An 18863-nucleotide genomic window follows, 5' to 3' on the forward strand; every position below is an offset into this window, starting at 1 on the left:
CTCACACCTGACCGGGCACTCGTCCCGTCACGAAGCCGAACCGCTCGGCGAGCTCGAGGCGCGTGGTGTCGGCGTCGGTGTGCAGCACGCCGGCGATGCCGATCCGCGCCGCCCCGTCGAGGTTCTGCTGCAGGTCGTCGACCATCACGGCCTGCTCGGGCGCCACCCCCAGCCGCTCGCACGCGAGGGCGTAGATGCGGCGCGACGGCTTGCGGATGCCGATCTCGGCGGAGATCACCACCTCGTCCGCGAGCGCGGCCAGGTCGAAGCCGGCATAGCAGTCCCGGCCGAAGGCGTTGGACACCAATGCGACCGGCACGCCGGCCGCCCGGAGGTCGTCGACGAGGGCCACCGTCCGGTCGTCGCGCCGCATCCCGGCCTGCATCCGGGCGGCGAGTCCCTCCGCGGTCACGGCCGCCCCGTGGGCGCGCAACCGCTCGGCGAAGCCCTGCTCGAACTCCTCCGCGTCGATGCGCCCCGACTCGTGCTCGGCGAGCAGCCCGCGCGAGATCGGGTCGCCGCCGAGCAGCCGCAGCGGCAGTCCCGGATCGCCGAGTGTCGCGCCGAACTCCTCGAACGCGGCGAACACGCTCGTGGTGATCACCCCGCCGAAGTCGACCAGGACGGCGGTGCGTTCGGAGATGGGTGCAGCGAGGTTCATTCCGCCCGGCCTTCCGCGCGTCTGGCGCCGACCGCCGCGGCGCGCTCGGTGTGGAACCGCACCATGCCCTCCTGCGCGACGGCGGCGACAAGTCGTCCGGCCGTGTCGAAGATCTGTCCCTGGATCAGGGCGCGCCCCGATTCGGACGACGGCGACACCTGATCGAACAGCAGCCATTCGTCCACCCGGAACGGCCGCAGGAACCACACGGCGTGATCGAGGGACGCTCCCTGGATCGGCCTGTCGGGATGCGGTAGGACGGCGATGTCGAGCAGCGCCATGTCGCTGCAGTACGTCAGGGCGCAGGCGTGCAGGACCGGGTCGTCCGGCAGGGGGGTGCGGTGCCGTATCCACAACCGCCGGCGCGACGGCACGTCGGGCGTGGCCTCGTCCGCAGGGAGCCAGCGGCGCTCCCAGTCGTCCCATTCCGGGAAGTCGTACCACGCGGCCCACGGGCGGCCGTTCTCCGCGATCTCTTCCGGTCCGGCCGTCGCCGGCATGGCCGCCTGATGGGTGTACCCGTCGTCGCCGCGGTGGAACGAGGCGGTCAGGGTGAACACCGTCTCGCCGTCCTGGACCGCGGTGACGTACCGGGTGCGGAAGCTGCCGCCGTCCCGCACGGCGTCCACCCGATAGTCGGTGGGGTCGAGCGGCCGGCCGGGGCGCAGGAAGTGCCCGTGCACCGAGTGCACGCCGAACTCGGGCGGCACGGTCCGTGCCGCCGCGGAAAGCGCCTGCCCGGCGACCTGGCCGCCGAAGGTCCGCTCCATCTCGGTCGGCACCGGGTCGGCGCGGAACGTCGCCGGGGCGATTTCGCGCAGGCCCAGAACCTCGTCGATGCTCGGCACGTGTTTCCCTCCTCGGGTCAGGACGACGCGACCCTGCGCATCTCGCGGCGCAGGATCTTCCCGCTGGTGGTCTTGGGCAGCTCGTCCAGGATCTCGACCGACCGCGGGGCCTTGTAGGTGGCCAGCCGGTCGCGGCACCACGCCACCAGCTCGTCCGGGTCGACGTCCTGGTCCGGGCGCAGGCTCACGAACGCAGCGACCGACTCGCCGCGGTAGGAGTCGGGCACGCCGACGACCGCGGCCTCGCGGACCGCCGGATGCCGGTAGAGCACGTCCTCCACCTCGCGGGGCCAGACCTTGAACCCGGAGGCATTGATCATGTCCTTCTTGCGGTCGACCACGTACACCCAGCCCTGTGCGTCCATGAAGCCGACGTCACCGGTCAGCAGCCGCCCGCCCGGGATGGATTCGGCGGTGGCCTCGGGCAGGTTCCAGTAGGCGGGGACGACCATGGGACCCTCGACGGCGATCTCCCCGACCTCGCCCGGTCCGAGGTCCTTGCCGTCCTCGTCGACGATGCGCACCATCGCGGTGGGCAGCGGCAGGCCGATCGACAGCGTGCCCGAGTCCGGATCCACCGGCGCCTCGCGGCCGGAGGGCACGACGACACAGGGCGCGCTGGTCTCCGTCAGGCCGTAACCGTTGCGGATGTAGAGGCCGGTCCGCTCGCGGAAGCGCTCGACGATGGCCGGTGGCAGCGGCGCGCCACCGGAGTTGAGGGTCAGGAGCGACTCGAACGCGTCCGACGAGAACGACGGATGCGCCAGCAGCGCCATGTACGCGGTCGACGGGCCGACCATGAACGCGGGCCGCTCCCGCTTCAGGACGTCGAGCACCACCCCGGCGTCGAAGCGGTAGGCCAGCACCAGCGGACCGGCCAGATCCACCGCGGTGAGCAACTGGACGACCATCCCGGTGATGTGGAACAGCGGCGCGAGAGCGAAGATCGGCGAACCCGCCGGAATCTCGTCGTACAGGCGCAGCAGTACGCAGTTGACGGTGAGGTTCGCGTGGGTGTTGGTGGCGCCCTTGGGCAGTCCGCTCGTCCCGGACGTGTAGGAGACGAGCGCGATGTCGTCGGGGATCAGGCCCGGATCGGGGACGGGGCGGCCCGCCCACTCGCGGGCGACCTCCAGTAGGTCGGGGACGCCCGGCGTACGGCGGCGCTCGACGCCCGCGAAGAGCCGCTCGTCGTTCCGGGTCTGCAGGTCCAGTTCGCTCGCGGTCAGCGCGATCGTCACGCCCGCCCCGGCGGCCCGCTCCGCCACCCGGTCCGCCCACGCCTGTTCGCCGCACACGACGGCGACGACGCCGGCGTCGGTGAGGATGTGGTCGAGTTCGTCCTTGTACATCGGGTTCAGCGGCACCACCGCGCCGCCGGCCTTCCACGCGCCGAACAGCGCGAGGACGAACTGCGGCACGTTCTGCAGGTACACGGCCAGCCGGTCGCCCCTGCGGAAGCCGTGTTCGAGCAGGTAGGCCGCCACGCCGTCGGTCAGCTCGTCGACTTCCCGATAGGTCAGCGTCGCACCGAGATACGTGATCGCCGGCCCGTCCGGCGCGGCGGCGACGGCGTCGGCGAACACCTCGAGCGTGGTCCGTCGCGGGACGGGTCCGACCTCGGTCACGCGGGGATCGTACTGGGCCATCCAGGGCCTGTCGTCGTACCAGCTCATCGTGGCGGCACCTGTCCTTTCGTGTGTTGTTGCAGCGCAATCGTTTCGGTCACGAGACCGGCAGGCCGACGAGGTCCGCCAGCCGGGCGCGGTGCCGGGACGGGACGCCGAGCGCGAGCTGATCGGCCTTGGCCCGCTTGAGGTAGAGATGCGCCGGGTACTCCCAGGTCATGCCGAGGCCGCCGTGCAACTGGATGCACTCCTCGGCAGCGTGGACGGCGACGTCGCTGCAGTAGGACTGGGCGACCGCCGCCGCGATCGCGGTGTCGTCGTCGCCGCGTGCGTACGCGTCGGCCGCGTACCGGGCGGCCGACAGCGCCGCGCCCACCTCGAGCCACAGATCGGCGAGCCGGTGCTTGATCGCCTGGTACGAACCGACGGCGCGGCCGAACTGGCGGCGCTCCTTGACGTAGGCGACGGTGGTCTCGAGGCACCACTGGGCCACCCCGAGCTGCTCGGAGGCGAGCAGCACCGCCCCGCACTGCAGCGCCTCGGTCACCGCGGCGGCCGCGTCGCCGCCGTCGACGCGGGTGGAGGCGGCCCCGGCGAACTCGACGTCGGCGATCGGCCGGGTCATGTCCAGCGACAGCACCGGGGTCACCGTGACGCCGGCGGCGTCCGACCGGACGGTGTGCAGTTCGAGGCCGTCCGGCCCCGCGACGGGGACGACGAGCACATCGGCCTCGTGTGCCCCGGCGACGCTGGTGACCCGTCCGGTCAGGCCGTCGGCCGTGCGATGCACCCCGGTGATCGCGGCGTCCGGCGCCGTCGACAACGGCACGACGAGGGCGCCGGTCGCGGCGCCCTCCGCGAGGGCCGGCACGGTCCCGGTGTCGCCGGCGCGCAGCAGCGCGACGGTGGCGAGCACCGCGCTCGACAGGTACGGCACCGGCGCGGCGGCCCGGCCGATCTCCTCCATGACGACCGCGGCCTCGCGGGTGCTCGCGCCGGCGCCGCCGAGCGACTCGGGCACCAGCAGCCCCGCCAGCCCGAGTTCGGCGGCGACCGTCTTCCACACGCCCGAGAAGTCGGCGGGCGCGGCGTCGTACGCGGTCACCACGACGGACGGTGGGCAGCGATCGGTGAGCACGCGACGGACGCTGTCCCGCAGGGCGTCCTCGGTGTCGGAGTACAGCAGGTCGGTCATCGCGCCAGGTCCTTCCACGGAATATCCTTGTCCACACGGTGTTCCGGCGGCAGCCCGAGCACCCGCTCGGCGACGACGTTGCGCAGGATCTCCGACGTGCCGCCCTCGATCGAGTTGCCCTTGGCGCGCAGGTACCGGTATCCGGGTTCACGGCCGGTGAAGTCCACCGCCTCAGGCCGGCGCAGGGTCCAGTCGTCGTATCGGAGGCCGTCCTCGCCGTGCAACTCCACCTCGAATCCCGACACGGTCTGGGCGAGGCGGGCGAACGCGAGCTTCATGCCGGAGCCCTCCGGACCGGGCTGGCCCGCGGCGAGCTGCTGGCGCAGGCGTTCTCCGGTCAGCCGGGTCACCTCCGCCTCCACCCACAGCCGCATCAGCTGGTCGTGCCGCGCCGGGTCGCGCAGCTCGGGACGCTCGCGCCACGTCGCGGCGACCTTGCCGATCATGCCGCCCTCGCGGGGCGCGCCGGAGCCGATCGCGACGCGTTCGTTGTTGAGGGTGGTCGTGGCGACGCGCCAGCCCTGCCCCTCGTCGCCGAGCCGGTTGGCGTCGGGTACCCGCACGTCGGTGAGGAACACCTCGTTGAACTCGGCCTCGCCGGTGATCTGCCGCAGGGGTCGCACGTCGACGCCCGGATCGCTCATGTCCAGCAGGAAGTACGTCAAGCCGGCGTGCTTGGGCACGCTCGGGTCGGTGCGGGCCACCAGGATCGCCATCTGCGCGTTCTGCGCGCCCGACGTCCACACCTTCTGGCCGTTGACGATCCAGTCGTCGCCGTCGCGGACCGCGCGGGTCGCGACGGCGGCCAGGTCGGAGCCGGCGCCGGGCTCGCTGAACAGCTGGCAGTAGATGTGCCGTCCGGTGTAGAGGGGACGCAGGAACCGGCGTTTCTGCTCCTCGGTGCCGAACGCCGCGATGGTGGGCGCGGCCATGCCCAGGCCGATGCCGTTGCGGCCCGCGGCGGGCCGGGGTGCTCCGGCGGCGGCCAGTTCGGCCTCGACCTGCGCCTGGTGACTCTGCGGCAGGCCGAGTCCGCCGTGGCCCGGCGGGAAGTGCACCCAGGCGAGACCCGCGTCGAACCGAGCGCCGAGGAAGTCCTCCGGCCCGGTCGTGCTCGGATCATACTGGTCCAGAAGATGTTTCACGCGCCCGGAGAGGTCGCGCGAGGTCGTCTGCTCGTCGGGGGACATCGTCGTCTCCTGCGTGTCGAGGGTGGTGGGGGCGTCAGATGCCGGCTTCGTCGGCGATCTCGCGGGCCTTGTGGACGAGGGCGTCGATGCGCGCGACCGTGGGAGTGCCGGCCGCGGCCTTGTTCTGCGGTTCGTCGAGGGCGCGGCGCATCACACCCTCCGCGATCACCGCCACCTTCCACAGCCCCAGCGCGTGCCAGAACTTCAGCGCCGCCGGGTCGCGGCCCGTCTCGTCCAGGTAGACGGCGGCGAGTTCGGCGCGGCTCGGGAAGCCCTCGAGGGTGGAGGCGGGGAAGTCGCCGCCGGTGTCCTCCCCCGGCTCGGGCCAGTACGCGAACAACGACCCGACGTCGGCGAGGGGGTCGCCGACGGTGGACAGTTCCCAGTCCAGCGCGGCGACGACGTCACCGCTCTCGCACGAGGTGATGACGTTGCGCAGGTGGAAATCACCGTGCACCAAGGTGATTTCGTGCTGTGGCGGCACGGCGGCCAGGAGCCGGCGGGTCAGGTCGTCGAGTTCGGGCAGCTCGCGGGTCTTCGACTTCTCCCACTGGCCGGCCCAGCGGTGCAGCTGCCGCTCCGCATACGGCTTGGGGCGGGCGAGGGCGTCGAGCCCCGTACGTTCGAGGTCCACGGCATGGATCCGGCCGAGCGTCCGCGCGAGCGACAGCCCGATCCGGCGGCGGCGCTCCGGCGTCAGGGATTCGGCGACGGACATCCGGTCCACCACCTGTCCGTCGACGAACTCCATGAGCACCAGCGGCACGTCACTGAATGCCGGATCGTCGGTGAGCCCGAACACCTTCGGCGTCGGCACGTCGGTGCCCTCGAGCGCGGAGAGGATGCGGGCCTCGCGCGCGACGTCGTGCGCGGACGCCAGTAGGTGCCCGAGCGGCGGTCGCCGCAGCACCCACCGGCGGCCGTCGCCGTCCTGCACCAGGTAGGTCAGGTTCGACTGCCCGAGCCCGATGCGGTCGAAGGTCAGCGGCGCGGTGTGCTCGATGCCGAGGTCGCCGAACCAGCGCAGGATCGCGTCCGGGTCGATGCCGACGGTTTCACGCAGGGGCATGGGCACTCCCGGGCAGGGCGGCGAACGCGGGGGCGCGCCGCTCGAGGTGACTGGCGACGCCCTCGGCGACGTCGGGACCGCGGAAGGCCTCGCGCATCAGGCGGTCCGCGGCGGCGAGCGCGTCCGGGTAGGACCGGTCGGCGTCGTCGCGCAGCTGCTGCTTGATCGTCGCCATCGACCGCGGCGAGCAGTGCGCGGCGAGGTCGGTCGCGTAGGCGACGGCGGCGTCGACGACGTCGCCGGTGGTGACGAGATGGTCGAGCAGGCCGATCCGGTGGGCCTCGTCCGCGTCGACCATACGGCTCGACAGGAGCAGGTCCGTGGCGCGGCTGTGGCCCACGAGGCGGGGCAGCAGCCAGCTGATGCCGTACTCGGCGATGAGCCCGCGGCGCGCGAACGCGGTGGTGAACCGGGCGGTCGGGTCGCCGAAGCGGACGTCGCAGTAGAGAGCCTCGACCAGGCCGAGTCCCGCGACGGGTCCACGGATCGCGGCGACGAGCGGTGTGCGGACCCGCAGCGGGAAGTCGCGCGGGCGTGGCCGCATCAGGTCGTCGTCCGACGCGTCGGCGACGTGGCGCAGGTCGTCGAGGTCGGCGCCGGAGCAGAATCCGCGGCCGGCACCGGTGACGACGACGGCCCGCACCTGCGGGTCGTCGTCGGCCTCGGCGAGCAGGTCGAAGTAGCGGTCCTCGAGCGCGTTGCTCCAGGCGTTGAGCTTGGTCGGCCGGTTGAGGGTGAGCAGGGCGACGGGGCCGCGCCGCTCGGTCAGGACCAGGTCGTCGGTGGTGGCCACGCCGCGGGTCGCCGCGGCGGGTGCGTCGGTCATCCGGGTGCTCCTTCACAGCAGGGAGTCACGTAACTTGACGTCAGATTCAAGTTGCTGAGCGCTCGCATAGTTTGCGCCCGAGGCGGTGTGATGTCAATCGCTCGGGCCATCCGGATGTGACCGGGGCAGGCGGCCCGGGCCACGGTCGGCGCGGGCTCGACGGGGCTTGCCCGATCCCCGAGTCCCGGGTCGCCGGCGGGCGGAGGACCCGGTCAGGGCCCGACGGCGTCTGGGGCGCGTGGACCGCGCCCCGAATTTCCCCGGTGGTCCGGCACGGCACGTACCGATCGGTGCGCGAGGCGAGTAAGCATGAGGGATCCGCACCGGATCCGAACGAGCAGAGAGGGCGCGATGGCTCAGGTGGATGCCGCGAGCGAGCCGATCGGCCTCGACGCAGCGCGCGTCACCGCGTGGTTCGTCGAGCACCTCCCGGACGTCGCACCCCCGTTGCACTTCGAACTGATCACCGGAGGCCGGTCCAACCTCACCTACCGGGTCCGTGACGAGGCGGGGACGCGTTGGGTCCTGCGCCGGCCGCCGACCGGGGAACTGCTCTCCTCCGCCCACGACGTCGTGCGGGAGTGGCGCATCCTCGACCTGCTCGCCGGCGGCCCGGTGCCGGTGCCGCCGGTGACGGGCTGCTGCGCCGACCCGTCGGTGACGGGGGCGGACTTCTACGTCATGAAGCACGTCGAGGGCATCGTCCTCGACGATGCCGAGACGGTCGCCGCGATCCCCCGGCCGAACCGACCGACCGCCTCCCGCAGCATCGTGGACACCCTCGCGGTGATCCACGCGGTGGACACCACGACCGGACCGCTGGCGCAACTGCGCAAACCGGGCAGCTACCTCGAGCGCCAATTGCGGCGCTGGAGCCGTCAGCTCACCGCCGGCGGTGTCGGTCCCGGGCCCGTGTGGGACGTCCACGAGCTCCTGACCCGGAAGCTGCCCGCCGAACGGTGGACCGGGTTGGTGCACGGCGACTTCCGGCCGGGCAACCTGCTGATCGGGACCGACGGGCAGGTGCGCGCGGTTCTGGACTGGGAGCTGTGGACCATCGGCGACGTGATGGCCGACCTCGGGTGGCTCACCGCCACCTGGGCGTCGGCCGACGTGATCGGCTGGGCGCCCGATCCCGCCGACGGTTTCCTCGACGTCGACACGGTCGCCTCCCGGTACGCCGACACGACCGGCCGTGACCTCGACGACCTGCGCTATCACCAGGGCTTCGCGCTGTGGAAGCTCGCAGCCATCGCGGAGGGTGTGGCGGCGAGGTTCCGCGCCGGCGCGATGGGCGATCAGGAGGTCGACATCGACGCCCTCGCACAGCGTCCGGCGCAGCTGGCCGAGATGGCCCGCGCGGTGCTCACGGGGCGAGGGCCGGGCTGACGCGACGCGAGTGCGGGCGGTGCGGCGGCCCGATCCGGGTGCGCGTCCGGACGATCGTCCCTCACCCGGACCGCCGGGGGCGGTGGCGCAGCAACTGGGTGAGACGATGCGCCTGCCGGAGCAGCAGTTCCCCGAGTTCGGGACGACGGTCGGCGCGGAAACGGCTCTCCACCCCGGTGATGCTCAGCGCCCAGGCCGGCGCGTCCCGGTGGTCGAAGACGGCGGCCCCCATCCCCCAGCTTCCCTCCACGAGCAGGGCGGGATTGGTGGAGTAGCCGGCCAGGCGCGTCGCGGCGATCCGTTCCTCGACGGCCTGCCGGCTGTGGTCCGGCCCCCACCCGGCGGTCAGGTCGGTACGGGACAGGTACTCGTCGATGTCGCGGTCGGACAGGTGGGACAGGATGACGAGCCCCGCGGACGCGACACCGAGGGGCAGCCGGATCCCGACGTGGAGGACGTGGGAACGCAGCGGGAAGCTGCCCTCCTCGCTGGCGAGGCACACGGTCTCGTCCCCGCGCCGGGCGGACAGGAAGGCGCTCTCGCCGGTCTCCCGTGCGAGGTCGCGCAGGATGTCGCGGGCGAGGTCGGTGATGTCGTAACGGCCGGCCGCCAGCGAGCCGAGCAGGTACAGCTCGGGCCCCAGCGACCATCGACCGGTCTTCGGGTCGCGGTCGACGAGGCCCTCGTCGGTGAGCGAAGTCAGCAGGCGGTGCGCCGTCGGGCGCGCGAGGTTCGTCGCCCGGGCCAGATCCGAGGTCGACGAGCCGGTGGGCTCGTGCCCGGCGATCGCGCGCAGCAGCGCGCTGACGCGGCCGATCACGTGGGGTCTCTGTGCCTCCTCCATGACACGAGAATACGTCCACTCAGTGAACGCCGTCGAAATCGACGTTCCGATGGGCGAGCAATCTCGAATGCGCCGCTCGCAAGGCCTTGAAATCGGCAAACACAGAGCATGTAGTGGTACTCGACCGATGCGTCATCGTCCATTGAATGAACGCATCCTGCACCGGGGTCCGGAGGGACCGAAGTCTCGAGAAGGGGTCTGTGATGGGAACGAAAGTGTTCGACACGCCCGCGGCCGCCGTCGCGGACGTGTCCGACGGCGCGACGATCGCCGTCGGCGGGTTCGGGTTGTGCGGCATCCCCGACGCCTTGATCCGCGCGCTGGTCGAGTCCGGCGTCGGTGATCTCGAGGTGTTCTCCAACAACTGCGGCGTCGACGACCACGGCCTGGGCCTGCTGCTGAACGCGCGCCAGATCCGCCGGGTCACCGCCTCCTACGTCGGGGAGAACAAGGAGTTCGCCCGCCAGTATCTCGCCGGTGAGCTCGAGGTCGAGCTCACCCCGCAGGGCACCCTCGCCGAGCGGCTGCGCGCCGGTGGCGCCGGCATCCCCGCGTTCTTCACCCCGGCGGGTGTCGGCACCCCCGTCGCGGACGGCGGACTGCCGTGGCGGTACCACGTCGACGGCTCGGTGGCCGTGGCCTCCCCGCCGAAGGAGACCCGGGCCTTCGGCGACAAGCGGTACGTGATGGAGGAGGGCATCACCGCCGACTTCGCGCTGGTGCACGCCGTCAAGGGCGACACCGCCGGCAACCTGATCTTCGACAAGACGGCGATGAACTTCAACCCGCTGGCCGCGATGGCCGGGAAGGTCACGATCGCGCAGGTCGAGGAACTCGTCGAGCCCGGCGAGCTCGATCCCGCGCAGGTGCACCTGCCGGGAATCTTCGTGCAGCGCATCGTCGAAACCGGTCCGCAGGACAAGCGGATCGAGAAGCGGACAGTCCAGGCAACGGAAGGGGCGGCACGATGACCGGCACCAGGGGATGGACCCGAGACCAGATGGCGGCCCGCGCGGCCGCGGAGATGATCGACGGCGAGTACGTCAACCTGGGCATCGGGCTGCCGACGCTCATCCCCGGTCATCTTCCGCCGGACGTGCAGGTGACGCTGCACTCGGAGAACGGCATCCTCGGCACCGGCCCGTACCCGACCGAGGAGAACGTCGACCCGGACCTGATCAACGCGGGCAAGGAGACGGTCACCGTCAATCCCGGTGCCGCATTCTTCGATTCGGCATTGTCGTTCGGCATGATCCGCGGCGGGCACATCGACACCGCCGTGCTCGGCGGCATGCAGGTCTCCCGGACCGGCGACCTGGCCAACTGGATGGTTCCCGGCAAGATGGTCAAGGGCATGGGCGGCGCCATGGACCTGGTGCACGGCGCCAGCCGCGTCATCGTGGTCATGGAACACACCGACCGCGACGGCAATTCGAAGATCGTCGACACGTGCTCCCTGCCCCTCACCGGCCAGGGTGTCGTCGACCGGATCATCACCGACCTCGCGGTGATCGACGTCGTCGGCGACGGGACCCTCGCGCTGCGCGAGCTCGCGCCGGGCGTGACCGTCGACGACGTCGTTGCGGCCACCGCGGCGCCGCTCGAGATCCGCATCGACGAGCTCGTCTGAGAGAAGTAGTCGAATACCACTGCTCGACAACAAGATCGGAGACCCCATCGTGACCAGTTCTGTCATCGTTGCCGGAGCCCGGACCCCGATGGGGCGTCTGCAGGGCGCCCTGAAGGACCTCTCCGGTTCGGACCTCGGCGGGGTCGCCATCGCCGGCGCCCTCGCCAAGGCCGGGGTGGCCCCGGAGCAGGTCGAGTACGTGATCATGGGTCAGGTGCTCACCGCCGGCGCCGGCCAGATCCCGGCCCGGCAGGCCGCGGTGGCCGCCGGCATCCCGATGGACGTGCCCGCCCTGACCGTGAACAAGGTGTGCCTGTCCGGGATCGACGCGATCGCGCTGGCCGACCAGCTCATCCGCGCCGGCGAGTTCGACATCGTCGTCGCCGGCGGCCAGGAGTCGATGAGCCAGGCCCCGCACCTGCTCGAGCACTCCCGGGCCGGGTTCAAGTACGGCGATGCGACCCTGCGCGACCACATGGCCTTCGACGGGCTGCACGACATCTTCACCGACCAGGCCATGGGCAACCTCACCGAGGCCGCCAACACCGGCACCCGGTTCGTCTCCCGCGCCGAGCAGGACGCCGTCGCCGCCGCCAGCCACCAGCGGGCGGCCCGCGCGCAGAAGGACGGGCTGTTCGACGCGGAGATCGTGCCGGTGTCGATCCCGCAGCGCCGCGGCGAGCCGGTCGTGGTCACCGCCGACGAGGGCATCCGCCCGGAGACCACCGCCGAGTCGCTGGCGGCGCTGCGGCCGGCGTTCGCGAAGGACGGCACCGTCACCGCCGGGTCGGCCTCGCAGATCTCCGACGGGGCGGCCGCGGTGGTGGTGATGAGCCGGGCCAGGGCCGAACAGTTGGGTCTGTCCTGGCTCGCCGAGATCGGCGCGCACGGGGTGGTCGCCGGCCCGGACTCGACGCTGCAGTCCCAGCCGGCCCGGGCGATCGCCAAGGCCTGCGCCCGGGAGGGCCTGGACCCGGCCGGGCTGGACCTGGTGGAGATCAACGAGGCGTTCGCCGCGGTCGGGATCGCCTCCGGCCGCGAGCTGGGGCTGGACCCGGCCCGGATCAACGTCAACGGCGGCGCCATCGCGCTGGGCCACCCGCTGGGGATGTCCGGGGCCCGGATCGTGCTGCACCTGGCGCTCGAACTGGCCCGCCGCGGCGGCGGTGTCGGGGCCGCGGCCCTGTGCGGCGGCGGCGGCCAGGGCGACGCCCTCATCGTCCGCGTCCCCAAGGCGTAGGACCCGCGACCTCGAGGATCCGTCGAGGACCGTCACGTTCGGGCGGAGGCGACACGATCGCCTCCGCCCGAACGCGTGTCCGGGGCCCTGTCGCGCGCCGGCCGGCGCGCGACGCGGTCGACCGGGTATGCGGGACAGAGCTTGAAGTGCGAATGTCCCCTCGCTCCGAGATAAGGCGGCGGCCAGCGCGTCCGGGTTGGCGAGGATGAGGGCGATCCCGTCGCTGTCGCTGTCGGATTCGACCTCGGTGTGCGCATGCCTCCAGGCCCGAATAGGAATCGAAAGATACTGTTCGGCAACGGTTCCGAACGTCATCGGTGAACCCGCTCGGGAGCCGAACCGGTCACCGCGGCACCGAGCGCGCGGGACATCCGCGCACTCTCGAACACCGTCGGTGCCCGTAGCAGAGCCAGGACGACGGAGGCGAGCGAGTACTCCGCGCCGGCGGGCAGGTGCCGCACAGCCCCCGCTGCCCCGCACACGGTGACGGTCAGCGCGGCGACCGCGACTCCGATGCCGGCGCCGCGAGCGTGAGGAGATGCGCCGAGATTGCCGCGTTCACCACGACGGCCGCGACGACATCACGAGAGGCGCCCGCGGGTTCTCAGCGGTCGACGACGGTGGTGTCGAAGTGGTAGCGCGACGCGCGGTAGCAGTGACTACCGAACTCCACGGCGGTTCCCGAGTCGTCGTACGCGGTGCGGTTCATGGTGAGCAGGGGCGCGCCCGTCTTCTCGTCGAGCAGGCCGGCCTCCTCGCGGGTGGCCGCTCGCGCTCCGATGCGCTGGCGGGCCAGCCGGATGTGCACGCCGCGCGCACGAAGCGACTGATAGAGGCCGTGATCCTCGAGTTCGTCCGCATCCGGCGCGATCGCGACCGGTAGGTGGTTGTTCATGATCGCCAGCGGTTCCCCGTTGGTACACCGCAGCCGGCGGATCGACACCACCTCCGCGTCCGGCCCGAGATTGAGTTCGAGCGCGACCTCCTCGGCCGGAGGGCCCACCCGATAGTCGAGGAGCTTCGTGGTGGGGGTCTGCCCCGCGCGGGCGAGGTCGTCGAACAGGCTGGTCAGCTCCACGGGACGGTGGACGGGACTCTGGACGACCTGCGTGCCGACCCCGCGCTTGCGTACCAGCAGACCCTTGTCGACGAGTTCCTGGATGGCGCGCCGGGTGGTCGGGCGGGACAGATTGAGCCGCTGCGCCAGCGCGAGCTCGTTCTCGAACCGGTCGCCGGGGGCGAGATCCCCACCAAGGATGGCCTTTTCGATGGCCTGGGCAAGCTGGAAGTACAGCGGTACCGGGCTCGAACGGTCGAGCTCGACTGCGAGCTGTGCACTCACGGACCACTCCGATCTCCAGCGAGGCGGCCCGGCGGACCGCGGATTCAGCTGAAGTGTATGTGAACACGGACATACGCTTGATTGCAAGTCAATATGTCAGGACAAAGCATTGACACGCGCCGGTGACATGGCGCACAGTTTCTGTGGACGCCGCGATCCCCGCGGACTGCCACCATCATCTTTCGGGAGTGCAGCCTTGACCACCACGCAGACGCAGACCGAGCGCCCGCTGGACGTGCTCGCCATCGGACGCAGCGGCGTCGACATCTACCCGCTCCAGACCGGCGTCGGACTGGAGGACGTGTCGACCTTCGGCAAGTTTCTCGGCGGCAGCGCCGCGAACGTGGCCGTTGCCGCGGCCCGGCTCGGGCGCAGCAGCGCCCTGATTTCCGGGATCGGCGCCGACCCGTTCGGCCGGTTCGTCCGCGCCGAACTCGAGCGGCTCGGCGTCCGGACCCGGCACCTGATCACCGACGGCCGCTACCCCACCCCGGTCACCTTCTGTGAGATCTTCCCGCCCGACGACTTCCCGCTCTACTTCTACCGCCGTCCGTCGGCTCCCGATCTGCAGATCCAGCCCGAACACCTCGACCTCGAGGCCGTCCGCACCGCGCGGCTGTTCTGGGCGACGGTGACCGGACTGTCCGAAGAACCCAGCCGCAGTGCACATTTCGCCGCCTGGGAGGCGCGCGGCCGAATCCGGCACACGGTCCTCGACCTGGACTACCGGCCGATGTTCTGGGATTCCCCGGCGGCCGCCACCGAGCAGGTCCAGCGGGCACTGCAGCACGTCACCGTCGCCGTCGGCAATCGTGAGGAGTGCGAGATCGCCGTCGGCGAGACCAATGCGCACCGCGCGGCCGACGCCCTGCTCGACCTCGGCGTCGAGCTCGCGATCGTCAAGCAGGGCCCGAAAGGCGTGCTCGGCAAGACCCGCTCGCAGTCGGTGACCGTCGCGCCCAACCCCGTGGACGTCGTCAACGGCCTCGGTGCGGGCGACGCGTTCGGCGGCTCGCTGATCAACGGACTGCTCGCCGGGTGGCCGCTCGAGAAGACCCTGCGCTACGCCAACGCCGCAGGCGCCATCGTGGCCTCCCGCCTCGAATGCTCCACCGCCATGCCCACCGCGGACGAGGTCGCCCACCTCGCCGACGCGACCGCCACGGAGGCCGTCAATGTCTGAGAATTCCACCCTGCCGTCGACCCCGCCCCAGCGGACCTACGGCGAGATCACCGAGCTGCGCGCCGAGGATCCGGGCGCCATCGAACGGGCCTGGGCCGCGCGGGCCACCCGGCCCGCGACGCGCGGCGACGGGCGCCTGATGATCGTCGCCGCCGACCACCCCGCCCGCGGCGCCCTGGCCGTCGGCGACCGGCCCACCGCCATGAACAGCCGCACCGACCTGCTCGACCGGCTCCGCACCGCGCTGGCGGACCCGGGCGTCGACGGCGTGCTCGCCACCTCCGACATCCTCGACGACCTCGTGCTGCTCGGCGCGCTCGAGGACAAGGTGGTCTTCTCCTCGATGAACCGCGGCGGGCTCGCCGGCGCCACCTTCGAATTCGACGACCGGATGACCGGCGCGACCGCCGCGTCGACCGCCCGGTACCGCATGAACGGCGCGAAGATGCTCTGCCGGGTGGCGCTCGACGATCCCGGCACCCTGTCGATGATGACCGAGTGTGCCCGGGCCGTCGACGAACTCGCCGACCACGGCCTGATCGCTATGCTCGAGCCGTTCCTCTCCCGGCGCGTCGACGGCAAGGTCCGCAACGACCTGTCGCCCGACGCGGTCATCAAGTCGATCCACATCCTGCAGGGCATCGGATCCACCTCCGCCTACACCTGGATGAAACTGCCCGTGGTCGACGAGATGGAGCGGGTCATGGACGCCACCACGCTGCCGACCCTGCTGCTCGGCGGGGACCCCAGCGATCCCGACGCCGCCTTCGCCGCCTGGGAGAAGGCGCTGGGCCTGCCGTCCGTGCGCGGCCTCGTCGTCGGGCGCACCCTGCTGTACCCGCACGACGACGACGTCGCCGGCGCCGTCGCGACCGCCGTCTCGCTGGTGCGGTGAGCGCCGTGAACAGCAAGTACTACCTGCCCGCCCGCTCCACCGGCGAGGCCCCGTTCACCGTGGCCGTCACCCCCGAGACCGCCGGGTGGTCCGAATCCAGCCTGTGGGTCGTCGAACTCGGCCCCGGCGAGCACGTCGAGCACCGGTCCGGCGACGACGAGATCCTCGTCGTGCCGCTGTCCGGCTCCGCCGAGGTGCGCTGCGCCGACGAGACGGTGACGCTCGCCGGCCGCCGGAGCGTCTTCGACGGCCCCACCGACTTCGCCTACGTCGGCGTCGACAGCTCCTTCCGGGTCGCGAGCGCGGCCGGTGGCCGCTTCGCGCTCTGCGGTGCCCGCGCCACCCGCCGGATGCCGTTCCGGTATGTCCCGGCCGCCGACGTTCCCGTCGAACTGCGCGGCGCGGGCAACTGCAGCCGTCAGGTGCACAACTTCGGCACCGCGGATGTCTTCGACGCCGACTCGATCATCGCGTGCGAGGTCATCACCCCGGGCGGCAACTGGTCGTCCTACCCCGCCCACAAGCACGACGAGAACACCGACGCCGAGTCCGAGCTCGAGGAGATCTACTACTTCGAGATCGACGAAGGCGAGACGGGCACAACAGGATTCGGTTTCCACCGGGTCTACGGCACGCCCGAGCGGCCGATCGAGGTGCTCGAGGAGGTCCGCAGCGGCGACGTCGTGCTCGTCCCGCACGGCTACCACGGCCCGTCCATCGCGGCCCCCGGCTACCACATGTACTACCTCAACGTGATGGCCGGACCCGGCCCCGAACGGGCCTGGCGCATCTGCGACGACCCCGCCCACACCTGGCTCCGCACCAGCTGGGAACACCAGGAGATCGATCCCCGACTGCCGCTCCACACCGGCCGCCCGCCCCAGAGCTCAGGAGAGTAGACCAGTGGCGCCCATCAACTCCGACCGCGACGGCGCGGTCACCGGAATCCGCACGCCGGACACCGAGCAGACCGTGCGCCTGACCGTGGCGCAGGCGACCGTGCGGTTCCTCGCCGCCCAGCACGTCGAACGCGACGGCGAGCGCACCCCGTTCTTCGCCGGCTGCTTCGGCATCTTCGGACACGGCAACGTCGCCGGCCTCGGCCAGGCTCTGCTGCAGGCCGAGACCGAGGACCTCGACGCCGGGCGCGAGCCCTCCCTGCCGTACGTGCTCGGCCGCAACGAACAGGCCATGGTGCACAGCGCCGTCGCCTACGCCCGCATGAAGGACCGCCTCCAGGCCTGGGCCGTGACCGCATCCGTCGGACCGGGCTCGACCAACATGGTCACCGGTGCCGCCCTCGCGACGATCAACCGCCTGCCCGTGCTGCTCCTGCCGGCGGACACGTTCGCCACCCGTGCCAGCGCTCCGGTCCTGCAGGAACTCGAACGTCCCGACTCCGGGGACGTCACCGTCAACGACTGCTTCCGTCCGGTGTCGCGCTTCTTCGACCGGGTCTGGCGGCCGGAGCAGCTGCCCGCGGCCCTGCTCGGCGCGATGCGGGTCCTCACCGACCCGGTCGAGACCGGCACCGCCACCGTCGCGATCCCGCAGGACGTGCAGGCGGAGGCGTTCGACTGGCCGGTGTCCCTGTTCGCCGAACGGACCTGGCACGTGGGCCGCCCGCTGCCCGAGCGCGCAGCGCTGGCCCGTGCGGCCGAGGCGATCCGGTCGGCGCGCCGGCCGTTGATCGTCGCCGGTGGCGGCGTCGTCTACAGCCGCGCGACGGACGCGCTGGCGCGGTTCTGCGAGCGCACCGGGATTCCGGTCGGGCAGAGCCAGGCCGGAAAGGGCTCGCTGCCCTACGACCACCCGCAGTCGGTGGGAGCGATCGGCTCGACCGGCACCACCGCCGCCAACGCCCTGGCCGCCGAGGCCGACCTGGTGATCGGGATCGGCACCCGCTACAGCGATTTCACCTCCGCGTCCCGCACCGCGTTCACCGACCCCGACGTGCGGTTCGTCAACATCAACGTGGCGTCGTTCGATGCGGTCAAGCAGGGCGCCGTCGGCGTGGTCGCCGACGCCCGCGAGACGATCGAGGCACTCGACGAGGCGCTGGCGGGCTACGCCGTCTCCGACGGCTACCGCGCCCTCGTCGCGCAGCTCGCCGCCGACTGGGAGGCGACCGTCGACGCCGTCTACTCCCCCGGCGTGCACGGCACGAACGTCGCGACGGGTGCCGAAGCCCTCACCCAGAACGAGGTCATCGGGCTCGTCAACGCCATCTCGGAACCGCGGGACGTCGTGGTGTGCGCCGCCGGGTCGATGCCCGGCGACCTGCACAAGCTGTGGCGCACCCGGGATCCCAAGGGCTACCACGTGGAATACGGCTACTCGTGCATGGGATACGAGGTCGCCGGCGGGCTCGGCGTGGCGATGGCATGCCCCGACCGGGACGTCTTCGTGATGGTCGGGGACGGCTCCTACCTGATGATGGCCACCGAACTCGTCACCGCCGTGCAGGAGGGCGTGAAGGTGATCGTGGTGCTGGTGCAGAACCACGGATTCGCCTCCATCGGCTCGCTGTCGGAATCGCTCGGCTCGCAGCGCTTCGGCACCTCGTACCGCTATCGCAGCGACCGGGGCCGGCTGGACGGCGGCGTGCTGCCGGTGGATCTGGCGGCCAACGCCGCCAGCCTCGGCGTGGACGTCCTGCGGGCGACGACCGCCGCGGAGTTCGCCGACGCCCTCGAGGCCGCGAAGGCGTCCGACCGCGCCACCGTCGTCCACGTGGAGACGGACCCGCTCATCGGCGCACCCGACAGCGAATCCTGGTGGGACGTACCCGTATCGGAGACCTCGACGCTCGAGTCCACACAGCAGGCCCGCGAGGTGTACGAGGCGTGGAAGAGGGTCCAGCGTCCCTACCTGCGCCCGTCCGAACCCGCGCCCGAATCGTCCTCCACCGACAACTGACCCC

At 71.7% G+C, this 18863-nt stretch carries 17 protein-coding genes; 8 read left to right on the forward strand and 9 right to left on the reverse strand.

The window, feature by feature from the left end; genetic code table 11:
- Position 1: 1 nt before the first annotated feature.
- From A4U64_RS20315 to A4U64_RS20345, 7 genes are read right to left on the reverse strand one after another with little or no spacing between them, the layout of a single operon-like run.
- Positions 2-661 carry an HAD family hydrolase gene (locus A4U64_RS20315; RefSeq protein WP_006942885.1) on the reverse strand — a complete coding sequence of 220 codons (660 nt, stop codon included), beginning with the start codon at positions 659-661 and terminating at the stop codon, positions 2-4.
- Positions 658-1509 (reverse strand): acyl-CoA thioesterase, encoded by an 852-nt coding sequence (locus tag A4U64_RS20320; protein ID WP_065923023.1) that lies wholly within the window; start codon positions 1507-1509, stop codon positions 658-660. The genes A4U64_RS20315 and A4U64_RS20320 overlap by 4 nt, the downstream gene beginning before the upstream one ends.
- Before the next feature lie 17 nt (positions 1510-1526).
- A complete protein-coding gene (locus A4U64_RS20325; protein WP_065923024.1) occupies positions 1527-3185 on the reverse strand; it encodes an AMP-binding protein in 1659 nt (552 codons plus the stop codon).
- A 49-nt stretch (positions 3186-3234) separates the two neighbouring features.
- On the reverse strand, positions 3235-4332 hold the full coding sequence (locus tag A4U64_RS20330; protein WP_006942879.1) for an acyl-CoA dehydrogenase family protein: 1098 nt from the start codon (positions 4330-4332) through the stop codon (positions 3235-3237).
- Positions 4329-5522, reverse strand: coding sequence for an acyl-CoA dehydrogenase family protein (locus A4U64_RS20335; protein WP_029541170.1), 1194 nt, complete (start codon positions 5520-5522; stop codon positions 4329-4331). Before A4U64_RS20335 ends, A4U64_RS20330 begins: the two co-directional genes overlap by 4 nt.
- A 34-nt stretch (positions 5523-5556) precedes the next feature.
- Positions 5557-6591, reverse strand: a complete 1035-nt coding sequence (locus A4U64_RS20340) for a phosphotransferase family protein (RefSeq protein ID WP_006942877.1) — start codon at positions 6589-6591, stop codon at positions 5557-5559.
- Entirely contained in the window at positions 6578-7417 is an 840-nt protein-coding gene (locus A4U64_RS20345; RefSeq protein ID WP_065923025.1) for an enoyl-CoA hydratase-related protein, read from the reverse strand. Before A4U64_RS20345 ends, A4U64_RS20340 begins: the two co-directional genes overlap by 14 nt.
- Positions 7418-7768: 351 nt before the next feature.
- On the opposite strand from A4U64_RS20345, the gene A4U64_RS20350 reads away from it, so the two are divergent.
- Positions 7769-8806, forward strand: a complete 1038-nt coding sequence (locus tag A4U64_RS20350) for a phosphotransferase family protein (RefSeq protein WP_065923026.1) — start codon at positions 7769-7771, stop codon at positions 8804-8806.
- 61 nt (positions 8807-8867) lie between these two features.
- Here A4U64_RS20350 and A4U64_RS20355 read toward each other — a convergent pair whose 3' ends face one another.
- A complete protein-coding gene (locus A4U64_RS20355) occupies positions 8868-9650 on the reverse strand; it encodes an IclR family transcriptional regulator (RefSeq protein ID WP_043801479.1) in 783 nt (260 codons plus the stop codon).
- 203 nt (positions 9651-9853) lie between these two features.
- Here A4U64_RS20355 and A4U64_RS20360 point away from each other — a divergent pair, with 203 nt between their 5' ends.
- The 3 genes from A4U64_RS20360 to A4U64_RS20370 are packed head-to-tail and all read left to right on the forward strand — an operon-like array spanning position 9854 to position 12520.
- The gene (locus A4U64_RS20360) at positions 9854-10621 is read left to right on the forward strand and encodes a CoA transferase subunit A (protein WP_029541161.1); all 768 of its coding nucleotides are present in this window, start codon (positions 9854-9856) and stop codon (positions 10619-10621) included.
- Positions 10618-11280 (forward strand): CoA transferase subunit B, encoded by a 663-nt coding sequence (locus A4U64_RS20365; protein ID WP_065923027.1) that lies wholly within the window; start codon positions 10618-10620, stop codon positions 11278-11280. The genes A4U64_RS20360 and A4U64_RS20365 overlap by 4 nt, the downstream gene beginning before the upstream one ends.
- A 49-nt stretch (positions 11281-11329) precedes the next feature.
- The gene (locus A4U64_RS20370; protein ID WP_065923028.1) at positions 11330-12520 is read left to right on the forward strand and encodes an acetyl-CoA C-acetyltransferase; all 1191 of its coding nucleotides are present in this window, start codon (positions 11330-11332) and stop codon (positions 12518-12520) included.
- A gap of 604 nt (positions 12521-13124) precedes the next feature.
- On the opposite strand, the gene A4U64_RS20375 is transcribed toward A4U64_RS20370, so the two are convergent.
- Positions 13125-13862 carry a GntR family transcriptional regulator gene (locus A4U64_RS20375; protein WP_006937917.1) on the reverse strand — a complete coding sequence of 246 codons (738 nt, stop codon included), beginning with the start codon at positions 13860-13862 and terminating at the stop codon, positions 13125-13127.
- Between the two features lie 196 nt (positions 13863-14058).
- Between A4U64_RS20375 and iolC the strand changes: the two genes are divergently transcribed.
- From iolC to iolD, 4 genes are read left to right on the forward strand one after another with little or no spacing between them, the layout of a single operon-like run.
- Entirely contained in the window at positions 14059-15045 is a 987-nt protein-coding gene (gene iolC / locus A4U64_RS20380) for a 5-dehydro-2-deoxygluconokinase (protein WP_029541107.1), read from the forward strand.
- The gene (locus A4U64_RS20385; RefSeq protein WP_006937913.1) at positions 15038-15940 is read left to right on the forward strand and encodes a Cgl0159 family (beta/alpha)8-fold protein; all 903 of its coding nucleotides are present in this window, start codon (positions 15038-15040) and stop codon (positions 15938-15940) included. Before iolC ends, A4U64_RS20385 begins: the two co-directional genes overlap by 8 nt.
- 5 nt (positions 15941-15945) lie before the next feature.
- The gene (iolB, locus tag A4U64_RS20390) at positions 15946-16839 is read left to right on the forward strand and encodes a 5-deoxy-glucuronate isomerase (protein WP_065923540.1); all 894 of its coding nucleotides are present in this window, start codon (positions 15946-15948) and stop codon (positions 16837-16839) included.
- 4 nt (positions 16840-16843) lie between these two features.
- Positions 16844-18859 carry a 3D-(3,5/4)-trihydroxycyclohexane-1,2-dione acylhydrolase (decyclizing) gene (gene iolD / locus A4U64_RS20395; protein ID WP_065923029.1) on the forward strand — a complete coding sequence of 672 codons (2016 nt, stop codon included), beginning with the start codon at positions 16844-16846 and terminating at the stop codon, positions 18857-18859.
- Positions 18860-18863: the final 4 nt, after the last annotated feature.

This window comes from Rhodococcus sp. WB1 (genome assembly GCF_001700945.1).
Lineage (GTDB): Bacteria > Actinomycetota > Actinomycetes > Mycobacteriales > Mycobacteriaceae > Rhodococcus > Rhodococcus aetherivorans.